At 72.0% G+C, this 20,749-nt stretch carries 20 protein-coding genes and 1 tRNA gene; 9 read left to right on the forward strand and 12 right to left on the reverse strand.

Annotated elements, in window-relative coordinates; translation table 11 throughout:
* Nucleotides 1–240: 240 nt before the first annotated feature.
* Entirely contained in the window at nt 241–648 is a 408-nt protein-coding gene (locus ACWEPX_RS31100; RefSeq protein ID WP_451900839.1) for a low affinity iron permease family protein, read from the forward strand.
* A gap of 7 nt (nt 649–655) precedes the next feature.
* On the opposite strand, the gene ACWEPX_RS31105 is transcribed toward ACWEPX_RS31100, so the two are convergent.
* The gene (locus ACWEPX_RS31105) at nt 656–2,191 is read right to left on the reverse strand and encodes a putative glycoside hydrolase (RefSeq protein WP_451900840.1); all 1,536 of its coding nucleotides are present in this window, start codon (nt 2,189–2,191) and stop codon (nt 656–658) included.
* Nucleotides 2,192–2,502: 311 nt separating this feature from the next.
* Here ACWEPX_RS31105 and ACWEPX_RS31110 point away from each other — a divergent pair, with 311 nt between their 5' ends.
* Nucleotides 2,503–3,360, forward strand: coding sequence for a polysaccharide deacetylase family protein (locus ACWEPX_RS31110; protein WP_451900841.1), 858 nt, complete (start codon nt 2,503–2,505; stop codon nt 3,358–3,360).
* Nucleotides 3,361–3,802: 442 nt separating this feature from the next.
* On the opposite strand, the gene ACWEPX_RS31115 is transcribed toward ACWEPX_RS31110, so the two are convergent.
* The gene (locus ACWEPX_RS31115) at nt 3,803–4,216 is read right to left on the reverse strand and encodes a hypothetical protein (RefSeq protein WP_451900842.1); all 414 of its coding nucleotides are present in this window, start codon (nt 4,214–4,216) and stop codon (nt 3,803–3,805) included.
* Between the two features lie 65 nt (nt 4,217–4,281).
* Here ACWEPX_RS31115 and ACWEPX_RS31120 point away from each other — a divergent pair, with 65 nt between their 5' ends.
* Together ACWEPX_RS31120 and ACWEPX_RS31125 are read left to right on the forward strand one after the other, a co-directional pair.
* Nucleotides 4,282–4,854, forward strand: a complete 573-nt coding sequence (locus tag ACWEPX_RS31120) for a TetR/AcrR family transcriptional regulator (protein ID WP_451900843.1) — start codon at nt 4,282–4,284, stop codon at nt 4,852–4,854.
* A gap of 3 nt (nt 4,855–4,857) precedes the next feature.
* The gene (locus ACWEPX_RS31125) at nt 4,858–6,975 is read left to right on the forward strand and encodes an MMPL family transporter (protein ID WP_451900844.1); all 2,118 of its coding nucleotides are present in this window, start codon (nt 4,858–4,860) and stop codon (nt 6,973–6,975) included.
* A 1-nt stretch (nt 6,976) separates the two neighbouring features.
* On the opposite strand, the gene ACWEPX_RS31130 is transcribed toward ACWEPX_RS31125, so the two are convergent.
* Nucleotides 6,977–8,383 carry an Nramp family divalent metal transporter gene (locus ACWEPX_RS31130; protein ID WP_451900845.1) on the reverse strand — a complete coding sequence of 469 codons (1,407 nt, stop codon included), beginning with the start codon at nt 8,381–8,383 and terminating at the stop codon, nt 6,977–6,979.
* Between the two features lie 197 nt (nt 8,384–8,580).
* On the opposite strand from ACWEPX_RS31130, the gene ACWEPX_RS31135 reads away from it, so the two are divergent.
* Both ACWEPX_RS31135 and ACWEPX_RS31140 read left to right on the forward strand, forming a co-directional pair.
* The gene (locus ACWEPX_RS31135) at nt 8,581–10,233 is read left to right on the forward strand and encodes a catalase (RefSeq protein WP_451900846.1); all 1,653 of its coding nucleotides are present in this window, start codon (nt 8,581–8,583) and stop codon (nt 10,231–10,233) included.
* Between the two features lie 7 nt (nt 10,234–10,240).
* Nucleotides 10,241–10,468 (forward strand): hypothetical protein, encoded by a 228-nt coding sequence (locus ACWEPX_RS31140; protein ID WP_451900847.1) that lies wholly within the window; start codon nt 10,241–10,243, stop codon nt 10,466–10,468.
* A 51-nt stretch (nt 10,469–10,519) separates the two neighbouring features.
* Here the strand turns inward: ACWEPX_RS31140 and ACWEPX_RS31145 are convergent, their stop codons facing one another.
* A complete protein-coding gene (locus ACWEPX_RS31145; RefSeq protein ID WP_451900848.1) occupies nt 10,520–10,702 on the reverse strand; it encodes a hypothetical protein in 183 nt (60 codons plus the stop codon).
* Nucleotides 10,703–10,749: 47 nt separating this feature from the next.
* On the reverse strand, nt 10,750–11,199 hold the full coding sequence (locus tag ACWEPX_RS31150) for a MarR family winged helix-turn-helix transcriptional regulator (protein ID WP_451900849.1): 450 nt from the start codon (nt 11,197–11,199) through the stop codon (nt 10,750–10,752).
* A gap of 19 nt (nt 11,200–11,218) precedes the next feature.
* Here ACWEPX_RS31150 and ACWEPX_RS31155 point away from each other — a divergent pair, with 19 nt between their 5' ends.
* Complete coding sequence (locus ACWEPX_RS31155) at nt 11,219–11,596, forward strand: DUF5313 family protein (protein ID WP_451900850.1); 378 nt, start codon at nt 11,219–11,221, stop codon at nt 11,594–11,596.
* Between the two features lie 131 nt (nt 11,597–11,727).
* Here the strand turns inward: ACWEPX_RS31155 and ACWEPX_RS31160 are convergent, their stop codons facing one another.
* A complete protein-coding gene (locus ACWEPX_RS31160; RefSeq protein WP_451900851.1) occupies nt 11,728–12,465 on the reverse strand; it encodes a class I SAM-dependent methyltransferase in 738 nt (245 codons plus the stop codon).
* Between the two features lie 136 nt (nt 12,466–12,601).
* Between ACWEPX_RS31160 and ACWEPX_RS31165 the strand changes: the two genes are divergently transcribed.
* Nucleotides 12,602–13,348 (forward strand): multinuclear nonheme iron-dependent oxidase, encoded by a 747-nt coding sequence (locus tag ACWEPX_RS31165; protein WP_451900852.1) that lies wholly within the window; start codon nt 12,602–12,604, stop codon nt 13,346–13,348.
* A gap of 327 nt (nt 13,349–13,675) precedes the next feature.
* A tRNA-Arg gene (locus ACWEPX_RS31170) sits at nt 13,676–13,749 on the forward strand.
* A 12-nt stretch (nt 13,750–13,761) separates the two neighbouring features.
* On the opposite strand, the gene ACWEPX_RS31175 is transcribed toward ACWEPX_RS31170, so the two are convergent.
* The 6 genes from ACWEPX_RS31175 to ACWEPX_RS31200 are packed head-to-tail and all read right to left on the reverse strand — an operon-like array spanning nt 13,762 to nt 20,238.
* A complete protein-coding gene (locus ACWEPX_RS31175; RefSeq protein WP_451900853.1) occupies nt 13,762–13,911 on the reverse strand; it encodes a hypothetical protein in 150 nt (49 codons plus the stop codon).
* Nucleotides 13,877–15,241, reverse strand: a complete 1,365-nt coding sequence (gene qhpG / locus ACWEPX_RS31180) for a flavin-dependent monooxygenase QhpG (RefSeq protein ID WP_451900854.1) — start codon at nt 15,239–15,241, stop codon at nt 13,877–13,879. Before qhpG ends, ACWEPX_RS31175 begins: the two co-directional genes overlap by 35 nt.
* Nucleotides 15,238–16,578, reverse strand: coding sequence for a radical SAM protein (locus ACWEPX_RS31185; RefSeq protein WP_451900855.1), 1,341 nt, complete (start codon nt 16,576–16,578; stop codon nt 15,238–15,240). Before ACWEPX_RS31185 ends, qhpG begins: the two co-directional genes overlap by 4 nt.
* Nucleotides 16,575–17,492: a hypothetical protein gene (locus ACWEPX_RS31190; protein ID WP_451900856.1), complete on the reverse strand. Its 918-nt coding sequence runs from the start codon at nt 17,490–17,492 to the stop codon at nt 16,575–16,577. The genes ACWEPX_RS31185 and ACWEPX_RS31190 overlap by 4 nt, the downstream gene beginning before the upstream one ends.
* Nucleotides 17,489–18,841 (reverse strand): hypothetical protein, encoded by a 1,353-nt coding sequence (locus ACWEPX_RS31195; RefSeq protein ID WP_451900857.1) that lies wholly within the window; start codon nt 18,839–18,841, stop codon nt 17,489–17,491. The genes ACWEPX_RS31190 and ACWEPX_RS31195 overlap by 4 nt, the downstream gene beginning before the upstream one ends.
* Entirely contained in the window at nt 18,838–20,238 is a 1,401-nt protein-coding gene (locus tag ACWEPX_RS31200; RefSeq protein ID WP_451900858.1) for a ferritin-like domain-containing protein, read from the reverse strand. The genes ACWEPX_RS31195 and ACWEPX_RS31200 overlap by 4 nt, the downstream gene beginning before the upstream one ends.
* Between the last annotated feature and the right edge of the window lie 511 nt (nt 20,239–20,749).

Raw genomic sequence — 20,749 nt, forward strand, 5'->3', positions numbered from 1 at the left:
CGCCCGCCTTCACCGCCTTCACGCCCAAGCGGCGTTTCGCTTAGGGGTCCCCGCGAATGCGAGTTCACCCCATCGGACCCACCCACCAAGCCGCGCGCCGCCCCTATGGCTCCGCGCCAACCCAATGGGCCGGTGCAGGAAGCACCACTCCGGACAAGGACTGAACGGCGACGGGAGTGCACCCCCCGATTCAACCCTGTCTGGAGTGGGTACTCCACCTGCGCACCCAAGGAGGCAGGCGTGAACAAAGACGAACACGGAACGATGCCCTCGGACATCTCCGGCGATTTGTCCGTATTCGACCGCTTCGCAACCGTAGTCGGCAACCTCGTCTCACGCGCCTGGTTCTTCGTCTTCTGCGTGTTGCTGGTTCTCGTCTGGGCTCCTTCGATCCTGGTGCTCGACACCATCGACACCTGGCAGCTGATCATCAACACCGTGACGACCATCGTGACGTTCCTGCTGGTCGCGCTCCTGCAGAACACCCAGAAGCGGTCCGACGACGCGATTCAGCACAAGCTGAACGCCATCGCCGACGGCCTCTCCGATGTGATGGCGCACCTGGCCAAGGACGAGCCCGGGCTCAAGCGGGACCTCGACGAGCTGCGGAAGGCCGTGGGGCTCGAAGACCGGGAGAGCGCGGCCTGAGCCGGGGTCACGGCTTGGGGTCCAGGTCGGCCGGGTCGTAGCGGCAGGCGGGGTCCCAGAGGAGGAAGGACGGGGCGCCCACCGACTTCGCGGCGTCGATCTGGGCGCGGATCTCCTTCGGGCCGTAGTTCACCGCGAGGCTGAACGCCTGGAGCCAGGGGATGATCTCGCTGCCGGTGCCCTTGACCTTCTGCACGAAGTCGCCCACCGAGCGGGCGGTGATGTCGTAGGGCTGGCTCTCCGGGCGGGCGACGCCGTACTCGCCGGGGCCCCAGTGCGACGGGTAGACCATCGGCGAGATGTAGTCGGCGTACTCGGCCATCCCGGGGATGTTCTGGGCGACCGGGCCGGGGCGGGTGGCGGCGATGCCGAAGACGGAGACGCCGAGGAAGGCGCCGTGCTTGCGGACCGCGTCGCGGCTCTTGGCGACGAAGTCGACGATCGCGTCCTCGGGGGAGCCCTTGAGGCCGGGCAGCTTCATCCGCTCGAACGCGCCCTCGGGCCTGCGGATGTAGTCGTAGAGGATGTCGTCGAAGCCCAGGCCTGCCGCTTCCTCGGCCAGCTGGACGTTGTAGGCGATGACGTCGGGGTGGGCGAAGTTGGTGAACGAGTACTGCCCGTACGAGCTGGCCCACGGGGTGCCGCCTGCGGTCTGGATCACCCGGTCGCGCTTGCCCGACTCCCAGGACGCGCGGGCCAGGATCGGGTCGCGGAAGGCGACCAGGCGGCCGACCACGCGCACGCCCATCTTGTGCAGCTCGTCGGTGGCGGCCCGGGCGTCGTAGTAGTCGCGGGTCGAGCCGATCTCCTTGGCCAGCGGGACTTGGGACTGGTAGCCGATCTCGCCGCTCTCGTCCTTGATGTCCAGCTGCACGGTGTCGATGCGGCCTTCCCTGGCCATCTGCAGCACCGGGTCGCGCAGCGGCTTGGACGCCCAGCCCGCCGCGGACATGTGCACCGCGCGCATGCCCGGGTGGCGGGTCTCGACGCTGAACTTCTGCTCGGTGCGGTTGCCCGCCGCGTCCTGGGCCTCGAACCGGACCGTCGCCGCAGTCGGCAGGGTCACGGCGAAGTGGCCGTCGGGGCCCAGCTCCACCGGCTTGCCGTCCATCGACAGCGCCGACGCGCCCTCGGCCGTGCCCCGGACCTCGACCGGCTGGCGCAGGTCGGTCACCGCGTCGGCGCTGACCGACAGCTTCGGCGGCGTCCCGTCGACGGTGAACCGCCTGCTCACCTCGTCGTCGGGCAGCAGCGGCACCGAACCGGGGGCCTTGGCCACCAGCGTGTGCTCGCCCTCGGGCAGCTCCGACCCGGCCAGCACCAGGCGGTTGCCGTCCGCCTTGGCCTGGACCGGCCTGCCGTCGAGGAACAGCTGCACCTCGCCCGGGTTGGTGCCCTCGGGCACGGTCACGGCGAGCTGGCGCGCGGCGCCGGTGGTCATCACCGCGCCGTCCTCCATGCCCATCACGACCGGGTCGGCCGAGAGCGCGCGGACGGTCAGCGGGGTGATGACGGCCAGCGCCACCACGACGACCGCACCCACGACCACGGCGGTCCGGCGGCTATTCTTTTGAGATCGCATAAGCGTCCCTCCCGACCATGTCATACCGCTGGGACGTATCCGCCACCGAGTCGATTAACCAAATCCCACACCTTCGTGTCGCCCCGTTGCGCGAGCGGTATGGCGCGGCTGACCGTGGAGCGGTGACTGGTATGCGTGTGGGAGCGCTGACCGCGATCTTTGTCCTGGCAGGCGGGTGCAGCGGCGGAACCGCGCCGCCCGCGGCCGAACCGGCAGCTCAACCGGCTGCCGCCACCTCGCCGACCACCTCGGCCGCACCGGATCCCGCGGCCGTGAAGGCGAATGAGCTGGGCGATGTTCCGGTGTTGATGTACCACCGGATCATCGACAAAGCGACGACCGTGTACGACCGCACACCCGCGGATTTCCGGGCGGAGCTGGTGCGGTTGGCGCGGGAGAAGTATGTGACGATCACAACCGCCCAGCTGGTGAAGGCCGAAATTGATATTCCGGCCGGAACGCACCCGGTCGTGCTGACCTTCGACGACGGCCATCCGTCGCAGTTCGCGTTGACGGCCGCGGGGGAGCCGGTCCCGGGAACCGCGGTGGCGATCCTGCGGGAAGTCGCCGCCGAGTACCCGGAGTTCCGCGGGGTCGCAAGCTTCTACGTGAACGGCGACCCGTTCGAGGACCCGGGCGGGAAGCGGACGCTGCCGTGGCTGGCCTCGCACGGGATGGAGGTCGGGAACCACACGCTGACGCATCTGAACCTGGGGTCGGCGTCGGCTGAGGCGGCGCAGCGGGACATCGCTCGGGGGGATGCTGCTATTCGAGCTGCCGGGGCGACCGCTGAAACGATCTCCCTGCCGTTCGGGATCCATCCGGATCGGAAGGAGTTGGCGTTGCGGGGGGCGGCGGATGGGGTGTCTTACCGGTATGTGGGGGCGTTGTTGGTGGGGGCGAATCCGGCGCCATCGCCGTTCTCGGCGTCGTTTGATCCGTTGGGGATTCCGCGGATTCGGTCGCAGGGGAGGGGTGGGGAGGAGGCTGAGTTCGGGTCTGCTGTGTGGTTGGACAAGGTGAAGGGGACGGTTTATACGTCTGATGGGGTGGTGGGGAAGGTTTCTTATCCTGCTGGTGGGGGTGGGGAAGTGGGGGAGAGGTTTGCTGGGGTGGCTGTGGGGTATTGAGCTGGGTCGGCTCGCTTAGGGGTGGGGGTCGGCTCGCCGCTGCGCGGCGTTGCGCCGGAGTAAGAGCGCCCTCGCCGGGCGGGCAGGTCTCCGGGATGGTGGCCGGACTTGCCTGCCATCCCGTCGACCTCCCGGAGGGTTACCACACCCAGGGCGGGGGTGCGGAGCTTTGTTGATCGCGGTTGAGGTCCCTGGGGGACCTCAACCTGCAAGTTTCTGATTCGTTGAGGGCCGCACCCCCGCCCTGGCCGTGGTAAGGCTGCGCCAGGTCGACGGGATGGCAGGCAAGCCCTGCTTTGGGGGGTTGCCGGTGGGGTGACGTGCGTGTCAGCGAGACCATCGCCACCACTTGGCCGCGACCACTTGGCCGCCATCCCTCCCACCGTCACCTCTCGGCTCCTATCTCCTTCGCCGCGGCCTCTCGGCCGCCACCCCTCCACCGTCATCCCCTGGTTCCCGTCCCCTTGGCCGCCACGGCTCCCACCTCCTTCGCCGTCACCCCTCGCCTCATCTCCCTCGCCGCCACCCTCGACCCCATCCCCTCCACCGGCACCCCCTGGCTCCCGCCCCCTTCGTCCGCCACGGCTCCGCCCTTCGCCACCATCTCTTGGTGCCATGCCTCCACCGCCTCCCCTCGGCACCTCATCCCCTTCGCCACCGCCTCTTGGCTCCCATTCCTCCACCGGCACCCCTTGGCCCCCATCCCCCTGACCACCACCCCCAGCTCCCATCCCTCCACCACCCCCCTGGCTCCCATCTCCTGCGCCACCGCCTCTCTGCTCCCATCGCTCCACCGGCACCCCTTGGCCCCCATCCCCCTCACCACCCACCCCCAGCCCCCACCCCCCTCCACCATCCCCTCACCCCCCTCCCAACCGGATCGGTTGGGATGCCTACCGGATCGGTTGGTAGGGTGGTGGGGTGGCGCGTGATAGTGGCAGTGGTGGTGGGCTTCGGCGGCTGGTTGAGGATTCGATTCTTGATCGGGCGGCGGGGTTGTTTGCTCGGCATGGGTTTGAGCAGACTTCGGTGAAGGTTGTTGCTGATGCGGTGGGGTTGTCGAAGGCGGGGTTGTTGCATCATTTTCCCACTAAGGAAGCGCTCTACAATGCGGCGCTTCGGGTGGGGGATGCGCAAGGGGAGTGGGTTGTTGAGCAGGTGGCCGGGTTGCCGGTGGGGGGTGTTCGGGATCGGCGGGCGGTGGAGTTGTTGACGGATATTGCGTTGGAGCGGCCGGGGTTGGTTGCTCTGGCGTTCCGGTCGGTGGTGGGGGCTGGGGAGGAAGTCGGGCGGCACGATTTGTTCGTGTCGGAGGTGTTCGGGGTGGAGCCGGGGGATACCGAGCGGGTTGTTCGGGTGATCGGGGCGCTGAGTGCGCTTGCCGTGTTGAGTTTGGCCGCCAATGAGCGGGGGGAGAAGACCGCGTGGCGGCCGTTGATAATCGGGACTTGCCTCGATGCGTTGGGGTCCCGTGACGACCGGGTGAAGGGCTGATCTGTGGCACGTCTGTTGTACCGGCTGGGGATTGCCGCGCAGCGGCGGAAGTTAGCCGTCGTCCTGCTGTGGCTGGTCGTCCTGGTCGGGTCGGGGGTCGGTGCGCTGACGCTGGCCGGGACGATGTCGAACTCCTTCGCCATCCCGGGGCAGGAGTCGACCGCGGCGCTGGAGACGATCAAGGCGGAGTTCGACTCCGGTGGGGCCAAGGCGCGGGTGGTGGTGCGAGCCGCCGAGGGGCGGACGCTCACCGAGGACCCGCGGGCCGTCGCCGGGCTGGTGGCGGAGCTGGGCCGGGTGCCCGGGGTCGTGGGGGCCAGCAACCCCTTCGACCCGGCCGCGCCCGCGGTGAACGCCCAGCAGGACACCGCCTACAGCACCGTGGCCTTCTCCGCCGGGGTCGGGGAGGTGACCGAGGAGCAGCGGGCCGCGCTGATGGAGGTCGTGGACCGCGCGCGGGCCGGTGGGCTCACCGTCGAGGTGACCGGGGAGGCGATGCAGGTCGCCCCGCACATCGGTGGGGTCACCGAGGCCGTCGGCGTCGTCGTGGCGCTGGTGATCCTCGCGCTGACCTACGGGTCGCTGGTCGCCGCCGGGATGAACCTGCTGACCGCGGGCGTCGGGGTGGGGATCGGGGTGCTGGGCATCACGATCGCCACCGGGTTCATGGACCTGCAATCCACGACCACCGCGCTCGCGGGCATGCTCGGCCTGGCCGTCGGCATCGACTACGCGCTGTTCATCATCAACCGGTACCGGCAGGAGCTGCGGCAGGGCGCGGACGTGCCGACCGCCATCGGCGTCGCGGTCGGGACGGCGGGCTCCGCCGTGGTCACCGCGGGCATCACGGTGATCATCGCCCTGGTCGGGCTGGTCGTGGTGGGCATCCCGTTCCTCAGCCAGATGGGCCTGGCCGCCGCGGCGACCATCGTCGTGGCCGTGCTCGTCGCGGTCACGCTGGTGCCCGCGGTGCTCGGGTTCCTCGGGCGCAAGGCGCTGCCGCGCAAGGAGCGCCCCGTCCGCGGGTTCCACGCGGGCTGGGTCGGCGGGGTCACCCGCCGGCGGGTCGCGGCGCTGCTGCTGGCGATCATCGGCTTGGGCGTGGTCGCCGTGCCGGTGACGGCCATGCGGACCACGCTGGTCCCGGCCCCGCCCGCCGACAGCACCCAGGCCCGGGCCGAGGCGCTGCTCGCCGAGGGCTTCGGGCCGGGGGTCAACGGGCCGCTGGTCATCCTGTTCGAGGGCGATGACGCCGTGCAGACCGCCAACGCGGCCGTCGCGGGGATCGACGCCATCGACGACACCGCCGTGGTCACCCCCGGCATCCCCAACCGGGACGGGACCAAGGCGATGGTCACCGTCCTGCCCGAGTCCGGGCCGACCAGCGAGGCGACCGAGCGGCTCGTCGCCGACCTGCGCGACCACCTCGACGGGGTGGACGCCTCGGTCACCGGGGCCACCGCGGTCAGCGTGGACGTCGCCACCTCCCTCGACGACGCCCTGCCGGTCTACCTCGTGCTGGTCGTCGGCCTGGCGCTGGTGCTGCTCGTGCTCGTGTTCCGGTCGCTGCTGGTGCCGCTGGTCGGCGTGCTCGGCTTCCTGCTGACCGTCGGTGCGTCGCTGGGCGCCACCGTCGCGGTGTTCCAGTGGGGCTGGCTGGCCGACGCGGTGAACCTCGACAGCACCGGCCCGCTGATCAGCCTCACCCCGATCCTGGTGATCGGCATCCTGTTCGGGCTGGCGATGGACTACCAGATCTTCCTGGTGTCGCGCATGCACGAGGCCCACCACCGCGGCGCGGCGGCCCGCGACGCCATCGGCATCGGGTTCCGGCAGGCCGCGCCGGTCGTGGTCGCCGCGGCGCTGATCATGTTCGCGGTGTTCGCGGGCTTCGTCCCCGCGGGCGAGCCCGCGATCAAGTCCATCGCCTTCGCCCTGGCCGTCGGCATCCTCGCCGACGCCTTCGTGGTGCGGATGGTGCTCGTCCCCGCGGCCCTGGCGCTGCTCGGCGAGCGCGCGTGGTGGCTGCCCAGGTGGCTGCGCTGGCTGCCGACCCTGGACGTGGAGGGGACCGCGCTCACCGAGCGCCCCGCCGCCGAGCGGGTCGGAGCGGCGGTGTAGCTCAGAGCAGCTTGCCCACCTGGTCGACGATGGTGAGCGCGGCCAGCGTGCCGAACAGCGCGATCGACCAGCCCAGCACGGCGACCCTGCCCGCGGAGACCCGGATCTCCGCGGGCAGGAGCCTGCGGTTGATGAGGATGAGCAGCCCGGAGTAGAGGAACATCATCAGCCCGCCGGTGCAGGCCGAGATCACGATCAGCACCAGCGGTTGGCTGAGCCCGGCGAGCAGGACGAGGCAGCCGATCCCGACCAGGCCCCACACCAGCGCGAAGTAGATGGTGCTCTCCTTGCTGCCGCGCAGGTAGCTGGTCTTGAGCACGTCGGCGGCCAGCCTGCTGGTGTAGTCCACGATGCCCAGCGCGGCCGCGAAGAGCGAGAACGCGCCGACCACCCAGAACAGCACGCCGAACCACGACCCGACCGCCGCGGCGAGCTGCTCGCCCTCCAGCCGCAGGAACTCGATGTCGTTGGGCAGGTCGCCGCGGCCGAACACGGTGGCGTAGGCCAGCAGCGAGGTGAACACGATCGAGATGAACGAGATCAGCACGAACGTGGATAGCTGCTCGCGGTTGGCGAAGCGCCACCAGGCGCGCCAGCGGGACAGGTTGTCCGGCGTCGGCTCGAAGATGAACCCGGTTCCCGGCGCGGCCGCGGGCTTGCCGGTGAGCGGGCTCTCGATGCGCGGCACGTAGGCGCCCATGCCGAAGCGCTTGTCCCTGATCCAGTTGCTCTGCACCAGGTTCTGCCCGCCGCCGCCCCCGGCGAAGGCCAGCGCGCCCAGCAGCAGCGCGAACCCGAGCTGCTGGGCCGGGATGCCCGCCTCGGTGATGATGGTGGGCAGGTCGGCCCAGGCGTCGGCGGAGATCGCGGCGACCGCGCCGACGGCCACCAGGACGAGCACCGCGGCGACCTTGAGCATCTCGGCCCGTTCCAGCGCGGTGTAGACGACCGGGGCGAGGGTCAGGATGAGGCCGATCGCCACCAGCATGCCGATGGCGATCCAGCGGGCGTCGCCGCCCCACAGGTAGGTGATCAGCGTCGCCGAGCTGGTCGCCCAGCCGGGCCACAGGTTGGCGAAGTAGGTCAGGACCGCGAAGACCAGGCCCCAATGCCGCCAGAACCGGCTGAAACCGGTCAGCGCCGTCTCGCCGGTGGCCAGGGTGTAGCGCTCGATCTCCATGTTCAGGAAGAACTGGGTGACCAGGCCGACCAGCGCCGCCCAGACGAACACCAGCCCCACCTGCGAGGCGATGTAGGGGTAGAGGATGAACTCCCCGGAGGCCATGCCGACCCCGGCGGCGATCACCCCCGGCCCGATGATGCGCCAGGTCGACGCGGGCGGGTCGGGCAGCGGCCGGACCACCGGCGGGGGCAGGTGCTTGGTCGGGAACCGGTCGACCGCTGTCATCGCTGCCCTCCGGGGATCGGCTTCCCTCCTTCCGTAACACCTGCCCATCCGGATGGCAACGCCGCCCGGTCAGCACCCGCCTCGGTGAGCAGTCGGCAGCCGACCGGGGCGGGCGGATCACCCGCACGGGTCGGTGTGCCCTTGCCCACCCGACCGGGGAGGTTCAAATCCCGGACGGGCTGGGTAGCCCTGTGCGCATGGTGGATGTGGCGAGCAAGGGATCGGGCCCCGACGACCGCAGGCCGGTGCTGACCAACCGGCAGGGGCACCCGGTCTTCGACAACCAGAACCAGCGCACCGTCGGCCCCCGGGGCCCGGCGACGCTGGAGAACTACCAATTCCTGGAGAAGATCAGCCACTTCGACCGGGAGCGCATCCCCGAGCGCGTGGTGCACGCGCGCGGGGCGGTGGCCTACGGGTACTTCGAGAGCTACGGGTCGTGGGGCGACGAGCCCATCGACCGCTACACCCGGGCCAAGCTGTTCCAGGGTCGGGGCAAGCGGACCGATGTGGCCGTGCGGTTCTCCACGGTCATCGGCGGGCGCGACTCCTCCGAGGCCGCCCGCGACCCGCGCGGGTTCGCGGTGAAGTTCTACACCGAGGACGGCAACTGGGACCTCGTCGGCAACAACCTCGCGGTGTTCTTCATCCGCGACGCCATCAAGTTCCCCGACGTGATCCACGCGCTCAAGCCGGACCCGGTGACCTTCCGGCAGGAGCCCAACCGGATCTTCGACTTCATGTCGCAGACGCCGGAGTGCATGCACATGCTGGTGAACCTGTTCAGCCCGCGCGGCATCCCCGCGGACTACCGGCACATGCAGGGCTTCGGGGTCAACACCTACAAGTGGGTCAACGCCGATGGCGGCACCCACCTGGTGAAGTACCACTGGATGCCCAAGGCGGGCGTGCGCAGCATGACCGAGGAGGACGCCGCCGCGGTGCAGGCGGGCGACCTCGGGCACGCGACCAAGGACCTCTACGACGCCATCGAGCGCGGCGACCACCCGGAGTGGGAGCTGCTGGTGCAGCTGATGTCCGACGACGAGCACCCGGAGCTGGACTTCGACCCGCTGGACGACACCAAGGTGTGGCCGGAGGACCAGTTCCCGGCCCGCCCGGTCGGCCGGATGGTGCTCGACCGCACGGTGTCGGACTTCTTCGCCGAGGCCGAGCAGATCGCCTTCGGCACCGGCGTGCTGGTCGACGGCCTCGACTTCTCCGACGACAAGATGCTGGTGGGCCGCACGTTCTCCTACAGCGACACGCAGCGCTACCGCGTCGGGCCGAACTACCTGCAACTGCCGGTGAACCAGGCCAAGAACGCCGAGGTGCGCACCAACCAGCGCGACGGCCAGATGACCTACCACGTCGACCGGGCGGGGGAGAACCCGCACGTGAACTACGAGCCGTCGATCACCGGCGGCCTGCGCGAGGCGCAGTACCCCACGCACGACGAGCAGGGCCCGGTGATCGAGGGCAGGCTGACCCGCCAGCGCATCCCGCGCACGAACGACTACCTGCAGGCAGGCCAGCGCTACCTGCTGATGGAGCAGTGGGAGCGCGACGACCTCGTGCGCAACCTCGCCAACCAGCTCAAGCAGTGCGACCGCCCCATCCAGGAGCGCATGGTCTGGCACTTCCTCCTCGTCGAGGACGACCTGGGCCTGCGCGTCGGCGACGAGCTGGGCATCGCGCCGCGCGACGTCGCCCACCTGGAGCCGCTGGCCAGCCAGGACCTCACCGACGACGACCTCAAGCGGCTGGAGCACCTGGGCCAGAACGGCAGCCGGGACGTCACCGGCCTGCAGATGACCCACTGCGTGCCCAACGAGCGCGCGGGCGGGTGATCCGCCCGTGGCGACGGTGAGCGCCGACGACCTGCGCGCCTTGCTGGACTCGCCCCTGCCCGACGCCGTGCTGGTGCTGCGGGAGGGGCGGGTCGAGGTGGCGGCGGGCGCCGACCGCGCGGGCATGGAGATCATCACCCGCGCAGACCTGCTCAGCACCCCTAACCCGAGCGACGACGACCTCGAACGGCGCGCCGCCACCCTCACCGCGACGACGGACATCCAAGGCGGCTAGGCAGGACGACACCCCCGCGGCCCCGGCTCGATGAGCTGGGGCCGCGGTGCGTCATGCGGGGTGGTCGGGGCTGCGCTCCTCGGCCAGCTCGACGTAGTGGTCGACCTGCTCGGGGGTGGGGTCGACACCCACCTGGTCGGCGTAGTCGTCCGGGTCAGTGGGGTCGTCTGGATCAGTGGGGTCGTCCGGGCCGGTGGGGTCGGCGTCGTCCGGGGTGGGGTCGGGGCTGGTCATGGGGTTCTCCTCTCCTGGGACGGCGGAGTACCCCGGGGCCCGGGGGCTCAGTCAGCCGTCGCCGCGGCGATGACGCGGGAGAGGGCGGCGTGCAAGGACTGCAACTCCTCGACCTCCATCCCCAGGCGCTCGACCACCCGGTACGGGATCTTCTCCGCTTCGCTGCGCAGGTCTCGGCCCGCCTGGGTCAGGTCGACCGACAGCTCGCGCTCGTCGGAGCGGTTGCGGGCGCGGGTGAGGTAGCCGGCGGCCTCCAGGCGCTTGAGCATCGGCGAGAGGGTCGCGGGCTCGGCGTGCAGGGTCCGGCACAGGTCGCGGACTGACCGGGGCGAGCGGTCCCACAGGGCCAGCATCACCAGGTACTGCGGGTGGGTGAGGCCGAAGGGCTCCAGCAGCGGCCGGTAGATCCCGATGACCGCGCGCGACGCGACGGACAGGGCGAAGCAGACCTGCCGGTCCAGGGCCAGGGGGTCGTCGCCGAGATTGATGCGCGTCATAACTGTTAGCATACTAACTATGCGACCCAACCCGCTTCAGTGGCTCTGGTACTCCGTGGGCGGCAGGCTGCCGGACCGCCTGCGCGAGTGGGTGCTGCACGACGTCACCAGCCGCACGTGGGTCCTCCGCCACGCGGCGCGGGCCACCGTGCTCATCGCCCCCATCGTCGTGGCCTGCCTGCTCGTCCCCGGCCCGCTGGCGATCCGGCTGGGCATGGTCGGCCTGGCGGTGATCATCGGCTACTACTTCTCGTTCTCCTACCTCCACGAAAGCGCCGAGATGCGCGCCGCCCGCCACGGCTACCCGTACGGAACCGCAGCCGACATCCGCAAGTCCAGGAACGCCGAAGCCGACGCCGCCGCCCAAGCCGCCTACGACGCCGCCTACCGCAACTGACCAACCACTTCCTCGCCGAGCCCACCGCCTGACCTCTGCCGGCCGCCTAGCTCGCCCCCACCAGGCCCGGCTGTCACCACGCTTCTGCCCGGCCGACTTCACCGACATCGGGCACGAACAGCTGCTGGGCTCTACTCGTCTGGGCGCAGAGTGGCTGCGAACAGGGCTGGGTGGGGTGGGTGGGTCGGGGTGAAGCCCGCCTCCCGCAGTTCGCGGTCGAGCACCGCTGACGGGGTGGGCCAGAGGGTGAATTGCTCGTCCTCCTCGCGGATCAACCGGCCCTTGCGGTGGATTCGGTAGGTGAAGGTGAGCACCTGCGTGTCGCCGCGGGGTGTTGAGGTGACTTCGGCGTGGTACCGGTCCGGGCCGAGGCGGGTGGGGGAGAGGCGCCAGTGGACCTGGTCGCGGGTCGGGTGTTGCGGTGGGGGGTCGAACAGCAGGAGGGCGCCGGGGGTGAGGGCGGTGGCGAGGGACCGCCACATCGCGCGGCGCTCGGCCGGGGGCAGGCAGGGGACCATGTTGGCGGCCACCGCGAGGTCGGCCACCTGGCGCAGCCCCGATGCCTGCACCGTGCACGGATGCACGGCAACCCGAGATCGGTCCTCAGGGGACAGTCGGGCGACCCGCGCGAGCAAACCGGCCCGCATCGCGCGGGAGGGTTCGACGGCGTGGATGGGGACGGTGGCCGCGCGGACCAGGACGTCGGTCACGATGCCGGTGCCCGCGCCGATGTCGAGCACCGCCTGCCGGGCGCGGCGGGCGGTCGGGGCGAAGCGGGCGCGGGCCCGGGCGCGGTCGCGCTCGCCCTGCAGGAGGTCGTAGAACTCGGCGGAGACGTCGTACGCCTCGTCGTGGAGCTGGTTGGTCACGCTGCCCGCCCGTGGTGTCGTAGGTGGGGTGCGGGGTGCCCGATTGTGGGCCGAACAGCAATACATCACCCGAATGGGGGACCATCGGCCGAGTGGCTGCCGGGTACCACCGCTGGATCACCCTCTGGGAGGTGCGATGGCGCTGACCGAACTCCCCCGCCTCGGCTCCGGGGTGGGCTACCGGGAGACCTGGGACACGTGGCTGCGGTGCGGGACCGCGGCGGCGGAGTGGGTGGAGGTGATCGTCGAGGGGTGCGCGGACCTGCCCGAGCGCGACCGCGAGCGGATGCGGGAGCTGGCGGGCATCGTCCCCGTCGTGCCGCACGGCGTGGAATCGGCCTTCGACGTGCCCGGCGACGACGACCCCGATGCGGTCGCGGCCGCCGCCGACCTGGTGGCCGACCTGGCCGCGCCGTGGTTCAGCGGCCACCTCTACCCCGAGGCCCTGCCCGCGCGCGAGCTGGGCGCGCGGGCCCAGCGGATCCAGGACCGCCTCGGCGTGCCGTTCCTGCTGGAGGTGACCGGCTGCACCGTGCCCGAGCACGTCACCGCGGTGCTGGCGCGCTGCGACTGCGGGCTCGTGCTGAACCTCGCCGTGCTGTGCCAGGCCGACGACCCGTTCGACTTCCTGCACCGGCTGCCCCTGGACCGCGTGGTCGAGGTGCACCTGACCACCGGCGACCCGCGCGCGGGCCTGGTGGAGCTGCACGCCGAGCCGGTCGCCGCGCCGGTGTGGGACGTCTTCGCCGAGGTGGCCGCGACCGCCCCGCTGCGGGCCTCCGTCGTCGAGCGCGACGGCACCGAGCCGCACGACCTGGCCGAGATGGTCGGCGACGTCGAACGCGCCCGCGCGCTGTTCGACGCCCAGACCGCCCGCGCGTGATTAATGGATTGCCCACGCCGGAAGCGCCAAGGCAGACTTGATCACGAGCGAATCGGGAGGACACGGTGGAGCGATACGTGCGCGACTACGCGCCGCAGGCTGGGCGGCCCGCCGTGACCTGACCGGGGTCATCACCGGGGAGCCGCCCATCGCCGCAGCGCGGTGGGCGGCTTTCTCATTTCCGCAAAGGTGGAGACGGGCTGCGGAGCCCAACCCGGCTGTAACCCGGGCGCGCTTAGGCGCAGAGGTGGTTCGACTCCACCCTCCACCACCCGCACCCCGCAAGGGTGCGAGCGCCACGGGCATTAGGGGTGCCCCGTGGCGCGGTGCCCTGTAGCTCAGGCGGACAGAGCGCCCCGCTACGAACGGGGAGGTCCCAGGTTCGAGTCCTGGCAGGGCAGCAACCGCGCGCGTCAGAGGTCCGACAGGTCCGCGCCGCAGCGCTCGCACGTCGTCGGGTCGCCCTCGGCGAACAGCCCGCACTCCGGGCACACCCGCGACATCCAGCACACCGGGTCGCCGCCCTCGTCATCGGCCACCGGGTTCTCCCTCTGCGCGTCCACCAGCCCAGTGTGCCTCGACCAGCCCCCGCCGATACAGCCACCGCGCCACGGCCACCGCCCGGTCCGGGGCCAGCCTGCCCGACCACGCCCGCACCACCTCGGCCAGCTGCGCCCCGCTCGGCAGGCGGTCCAGCAGCGGCGCCAGCTCCACGCCGTCGACGTAGGCGATGGGCGCGGGCAGCGCCGGATGGGTCAGCGCCCGCCGCACGGTGACCAGGTCGCCGTCCGGGCACGGCGTGGGCACCAGCGCGGCGGCCGGGGCGAGGCTGATCCGCCGCTCCATCAGGTCAGCCGGCACCGGCCGGACCTGCTCCACCTGCGGCGACGGCGCCGAGCGGGCCCGCCAGAACGGCTGGTCGGCGTAGGCGCGGTGCTGGCTGTAGAAGTCGGCGGTCCACCTCGCGTGCTGGTCGACCGTGCGCCGGTGGCTGTCGCGGTAGTACGCCACCGCCGCCGCGTGGTCCGCGCCCTCGGTCAGCAGCGTGTGCACGGTGACCGCCGCGGCCAGCGCGCTCTGCATCGCCTTGTCGACCCCCGACGAGGACAGCGGGTCGAGCGCGAAGGCCGCCTCGCCGATCCGGATGCTGTCGGCGGTGACCGGCTCGACGGCGGCGTAGGCGGTGGCGTCGCAGACCTCGACGCGCGCGGCGGGGTCGACGGGCATCCGGGCGGCGTCGAGCAGGTCGCGGAACAGCCGGTCGACCCCGACCTCCCGCAGCGGCCCCGGATCGGTGAGCGCCATCGCCCGGACGAGCCCACCGGGCAGCGGGGCGCTCCAGCACCAGCCCTGCGGCAGCGCCTCGACCCGGGGCAGCCCGCCGCCTGGGAACGCCGCGTGCAGCGCCCACGTCTTGGCCCCGGTCCGCTGGACCTGGCCGCCCAGCACCCGCCCGCGACCGCTCGCGTCGACCACGAACCGGGCCCGCACCCGCCCCTGCCGCAGCGGGACCTCCCAGCCGCCATCCGCACGCCGCGGCTGGTAGGCCCGCTCCGGCTGCCGGACGTCGACCCCCGCGACCCGCGCCGCCGCCAGCAGGTCCAGGTCGAACCGCCCCCGGTCGACCACCACGGGTGGGTGCGCTGGCCGCGCGGGCACCAGCCGGGTCGTCGCGTCCGCCCACCGGACCAGCGCGCCCGCCGACGGCATCACCGGGGTGGCGACGCCGAGCACGTCCAGCAGCGGCCGGACGCCGGGCGTCAGCGCCTCCCCGATCCGCGGGCGGGGGAACGCGCGGCGCTCCACGAGCACCACGGCGTGGCCGAGCTGGGCGAGCCTGCGCGCGCAGGTCGAGCCCGCAGGCCCGCCGCCGATGACGCAGACGTCGATCACGCGGCGAAGTAGTCGGGTCGCCGGGCGAGCAGCCTGCTGTGGACGTCGATGCAGTAGTGCAGCCAGCCGCGGATGTAGTCGCAGGCCGGGCGGCCGCGCCGGATCACCTCGTGGTGGCACCCGCCGCCGCACAGGTACCTGGCCCAGCAGCCGCGGCACGGCTCCTGCCGGTGCACGTGCCGCTCGGCCAGCCACCGCGCGCGGCGCTGCGCGTCGAGGCCGGTGGCCAGGTCGCCGAGCGCGCCGTCGTCGTCGCCGACGAAGCGGTGGCAGGCGGCCAGGTCGCCGTCCGCCGACACGCCGAGGTAGCCCGCGCCCGCGCCGCAGGGGTAGGGGCGGTGGGTGCCGCGGTGGATCTCGCGCAGCGCGGTGACCAGGTTGGCGAAGGGGTAGCGCCTGCCCGCGAGCACCCGGCTGACGAACTCCTCGCCGCATGCGGTTAGCTGCTCCAGCATCACCGCCAGCTCCGGCCGCGCCATCTCCCCGTGCCCGCCCGGCGCGGAGAGCATGGGGGAGAAGCCGACGCTGTGGAAGCCCGCGGCGACGAACTCGTCCAGCGTCGCTTTCAGGTCGAGGTTCAGCGGCGTCACCGTCACCCGGGCCGAGACCTGCATCCGCCGCTGGGCGGCCAGCAGCGGGGTCACCCGCGCCATGATCCGGTCGTAGCTGCCGCGGCCGTCGCGGTGCGGGCGCAGCAGGTCGTGGCGCGGGCCCACGCCGTCGAGGCTCACCGTCACCGCGAACCCGTGCGCCTCGAAGAAGTCCGCGTCCTCGGCGGTCAGCAGGGTGCCGTTGGTGGTGATCGAGAAGGTGGCCGGGATGCCCGCCGAGGCCGACCGCCGCGCCGCGTGCTCGGTCGCCGCGCGCACGACCGGCCGGTTGATCAGCGGCTCGCCGCCGAGGAAGGCGAGGTTCACCCGGCCGTCCGCGCCGTCGAAGAGCCGGTCGACCGCGGCCAGCGCGGTCGCCAGCGGCATGTTCTTGGCCGGGCCGCCGAAGTCGCCCTGCTGGGCGTAGCAGTAGGTGCAGCCGAGGTTGCACTTCTGCGCGACGGCCAGCGACAGCGCCCGCACCGGCGGATCGTCCGGTGGGCTGTCGTCGACGGCCGCGGGCGCGTCCAGCCCCACGCGGGCCAGCAAGGCGGTGAGCGCGGCCGGGTCGGCATCCCTGCGGGCGCGGTCCAGCTCCCCGTACAGGTGCTCGCCGACGCCGAACACCCGGCTGCCGTTGACCAGCAGCGCCCGCGGGCCCGCGGCGGTCGGCAGCAGGTGGATGTCCGGGTGGACCGGGGCGGACGCCGCGAACAGCGCGTCCGACCGCGGGGGAGCGGCGGTCACGTCACCGCCCCGCCGCCGTGCTCCGGGGCACCGCGCTCGGGGGCGCTGTGCTCGGAGGCGTCGTGCTCGGGGGCGTCGTTGCCGCCCACGATGAACCGCAGCGCGCCCTGCCAGTCGCGGAAGAGGTCCTCGTAGCTGACCAGCCGGGAGTCGGTGCGGTCGTCGAGGACGTACTCCTTGGGCTCCCGGTCGATGGCGAACCAGTGGTTGCCGGTGCTGGCGCCCTCCGGGGTCTCCTCGACGTTGACGTAGTCCGGCCTGCTGGCCGCCCAGTAGTAGCAGGCGCATTCGCGGTAGTCGTTCTGCCACGGCGAGCACAGCCCGCGCGTCAGGTCGCCCGGGCCCGCCATGCCCTCGGCGATCACGGCCAGCCGCGCGCCCGCCGCGTCGCTCCACCCGAACAGCTGCTGGACCTTCAGCTCGACCTGCTCCACGCGCGGGTCGGGCAGCTTCTCCGGGCGCCGGACGGGGTTGGGCGCGGGACCGCTGGTGAACCAGCAGGTCACCGTCGAGCCCGCGTGCTTGGCCAGCACGTCGGCCAGCGAGTTCGACCACTCCAGCATCGTCACGCCGTCGGGGTTGGCCGCCGAGGTCAGCGGGACGGTCGCCCCGCCCGGCCGGGTCGGGCCGATCAGGTCGCCCACCACGTCGTAGATGGCCGTGCCGTCCTGCAGGGCCAGCAGCCGCCTGCCCTTGAGCCGGGCGTGCTGCTCGTCGGCGTCGACGACGTAGTTGTCCGACTCGTGCAGCTCGATCCCGACGAGCAGCCTGCGCCAGATGTTGCGGAAGTCGAACTCCAGGCCGGGGAAGGCGTTGGAGATCGCCGTGTCCGGCAGCGCGCTGGGCGGGTTGCCCAGGCCCGCGTAGTGCAGCTGCGCGGCGAGGTTCACCGGGTCGATCGCGTCGTCGCTCACGTCTGCTCCTCGCCGAAGATGTCGTCCTGGGCGGCCTGGGTGACGATGTCGACCTGGCGGCGGGTCAGCGCCAGCGAGCGCCCGTCCGCCCCGCGCATCAGCGCGGGCATCTTGCGCCGCCCCTTGGCCGAGAGGTCGCCGACCTCGGTGTGCCTGCGCAGCACGTCGGCGAACCACGGCGCCGTCCCGCCGCGCAGCGCGGTGAGCACGTTCTGGTGCAGGGCCAGCAGCGCCACGCTGTCCACAAGGGACGGTGCCATGATGGGTTCGTAGGCCCGGCCGGTGTCGGCGGTGTCCTGGCGGACCATCGTGCTGGCCGCGTCCACCCGCCCGTCGACGGTGTTGCCGTTCATCACCGCGGTGTTCATCAGCCGCACGGTCTCGAAGGCGCGGCGGACGATCTCCTCGGCGAGCGCGCGCTTGCGGGCCCGGGTGTCGGCCGCGGTCGCCGCGGGGCCGAACATCGCCTGGTCGAGCTCGTCGGCCACGGTCCGGACGGGGAAGCTGTCCGGGGCGTAGGCGGGCGGTCCGGCGCCGATGCGGGCGTAGGCGGTCAGCGGCTTGCCTTCGATGTCGATGTGGACGTGCACCAGGCCGTCGCACTCGTCGTCGAAGTACCCCTTGCTGACCCAGGAGCCGTCCTTGCCCTGCGTGCCCGCGTAGATCTCCGCTGGGTTGGTCAGCCGCGGGTCGCCCGCCTTGTCCACATGCCCGAGCCACGTGCCGCGCGACCGGTCGTACAGCACGTCGGCGATGTTCGGGTCCGGCCCGGCCGACCCGTAGACGCGGCCCGCTGCCGGGGTGAACCGCAGCCGGATGCCGGGGAACTGCGCGGTCGGGCTGAGGTAGCGCACGCTGCCCAGCGGCAGGGTCTTGCCCGGCAGGAAGTGCTCGCAGCGCCCAACCAGCTCGTGCGGCTCGTGGTCGTTGAACAGGCCGGTGTCGGCGTCGATCCGGTCGTTGGGGTCGTAGGTGCGGCGCTCGATCTTGTGGTTGCCCACCCGCACCTGCCAGCGCACGTCCTGCGGGCCGAGCCCGGCGGTGGCCAGCAGGTCGGTGGTCAGCGGGTGCAGCAGCTTGTCGTCGGTCAGCGCCCAGACCTCCAGGAACGGCGCGACCGGCCGCACCCGGCCCGCGCCGTCGGTGAAGCGCAGCTCCTTCGGCGGCTCGGCGCCGGTGATCTCGCCGGTCGCCGGGTCGACCCGCAGCGTGGGCGCCGGGACGAGGGTGCGCGGGGCCAGCGGGTGCCGGGGGTCGGGCACGGCGGTGTAGTTGTCCATCGGCTCGGCCGCGCCGCCCAGCCTGCCGACGGCCAGCGGGGGCAGGATGCGCAGTTCCAGGATGGTCATCGGCGGCACTCCGCTCGGGAGAGGATGCGGTCGACCTGCGACAACGCCTGCTCGTCCGCCTCGGCCAACGCGGTGAGGTAGGGGTCGGTGACGCGGTGGGGGTGCCGGGTCAGCAGCTCGTCGACCAGCAGCCGCGCGGCCCCCAGCAGGTCGCGCTGCAGCAGCCACCGGTTGTGGTCGCGGTCGGGCAGGTCGAGGCTGTAGGGCATCTCGAACGGCGGGCCCGCCCTGCGGTCGGAGCCCTCGGCCAGCGGCAGGGCGACCAGCTTGCCCGCCAGCGCCCGCAGGTTGTACATCTCGGCGAAGGCGCGGTGGATGAGCAGGCCGCGGTCGGTGGGCGCGCCCGCGGGGTCGGCAGGCCCGGCCAGGCGGAAGGCGTGCGAGACGTTCGTGAGCAGCATGCGGTAGCGGACGTTGAACAGGTGGGCCCAGAGCGCCGCCTCCGGGTGGGTGATGACGTTGGTCTGCGGCGCGTCGGCTTGGTCGGCCCACTCGTTGAGCCGGTGCGCGGTGACCGGGTTGTCCGCGACCGGGCGGGCGATGAGGCGCTGCTGCTCCTCGGGCAGCCGCGCCACCTCGCGGAAGACGTCGAGGAACCGCTGGAAGTGCGAGGATTCCCCACCCGCTGGCGTGTCCAGCGCCTCGCCCTGCTCGCCGACCTCGTGCAGCGCCTTGCGCACCGAGTCGCGGGAGAAGACGCCGAAGATCAGCAGGTCGGGGGACTGCTCGGTCGGCACCGAACCCGCCTTGCGGCCGCGCGCGCCGCGGGTGTACCCGCGGCCCCACTCGTCCCACGTCGCCTGGTAGGGCAGCGTGTTGGCCTGGAACGCCGAGTCCGGGATGCGCTCGCGGTCGGCGACGATCGCGTCGATGCGCGCGAACAGCGCGCCGACCCGGTTCACCTGCTGACCGGCGCTCTGCGCGGCCAGCTCCTTGATCCGGTCGGCCTCCTCCCCGCTCCAGCCGTCCGGGCTCTCGGCGCAGACGTAGGTCGCCAGCGACTGCGCCGACAGCGGGCGCAGGGTGAACTGGAACGGGTAGAAGTCCGAGCCCCACGGGTAGTCCTCGCGGTCGAGGCAGACCGGCCCGCCGAGGGCGGTGAGCGCGTTCTGCACCGTGACGAGGTGGCCCATCTCCTCCTTGGCGATGCCGAGGATGACCTCCTGCCACCGCCGGACGTCCCGGCGCAGCCCCTCGGGCACCTGCGGGCCGCCGAGGGAGTAGGCGCTGAAGAGGTACTGCACCATCAGCGAGTGCTCGATCTCGGCGGTGATGTGCAGCAGCATGACCGTGTAGTCGCGCCAGTCGAACTCCGGCGGCAGCACCGGGCGCCGCTTGCCGCCGTCGTCGAGGTCCCCGGCCGCCAGCAGGACGTCGCGCGGCGTCTGCTCGAACACCTCCGGGAGCATGGACGCCAGATGCCTGTGCACTCTCGACCGCATGGGCCAACCCCGTCCGCCGATTCCGCTTGCCGCGCAAGCAAGACTGCCGGCCGAGCGCCCGCGCGGGCTGCGCCCACCGCGATCATCACCCGGCATCACGGCGATCTCCATCCCTTCGAGGAGCCGCCGGGCGTGCGGCGCTGACAGCGGGTTGCGGTCACGTTCCCGCGCGGGTGACGCGACCGCGTTTCCGTGCGGGTGACACCTCCCTCCCGCCCCAGTTTCCTTCCCATCGTCATTTGATTTCTTTCCGCTATTCACTATCCTGATAATAAGAGATGTGGCAGGGGTGAGGGAGACGAGCCCGAGCCCGAGGCCGATGGAAAAGCGCCTCGAAGCGCGTGACCCCAGTCCGTTGCTTCCCTCGCGCCTCGCGCCTCGCGCCTCGCGCCTCGCGCCTCGCGCCTCGCGCCTCGCGCCTCGCGCCTCGCGCCTCGCGCCTCGCGCCTCGCGCCTCGCGCCTCGA

This window comes from Actinokineospora sp. NPDC004072 (assembly GCF_053604195.1).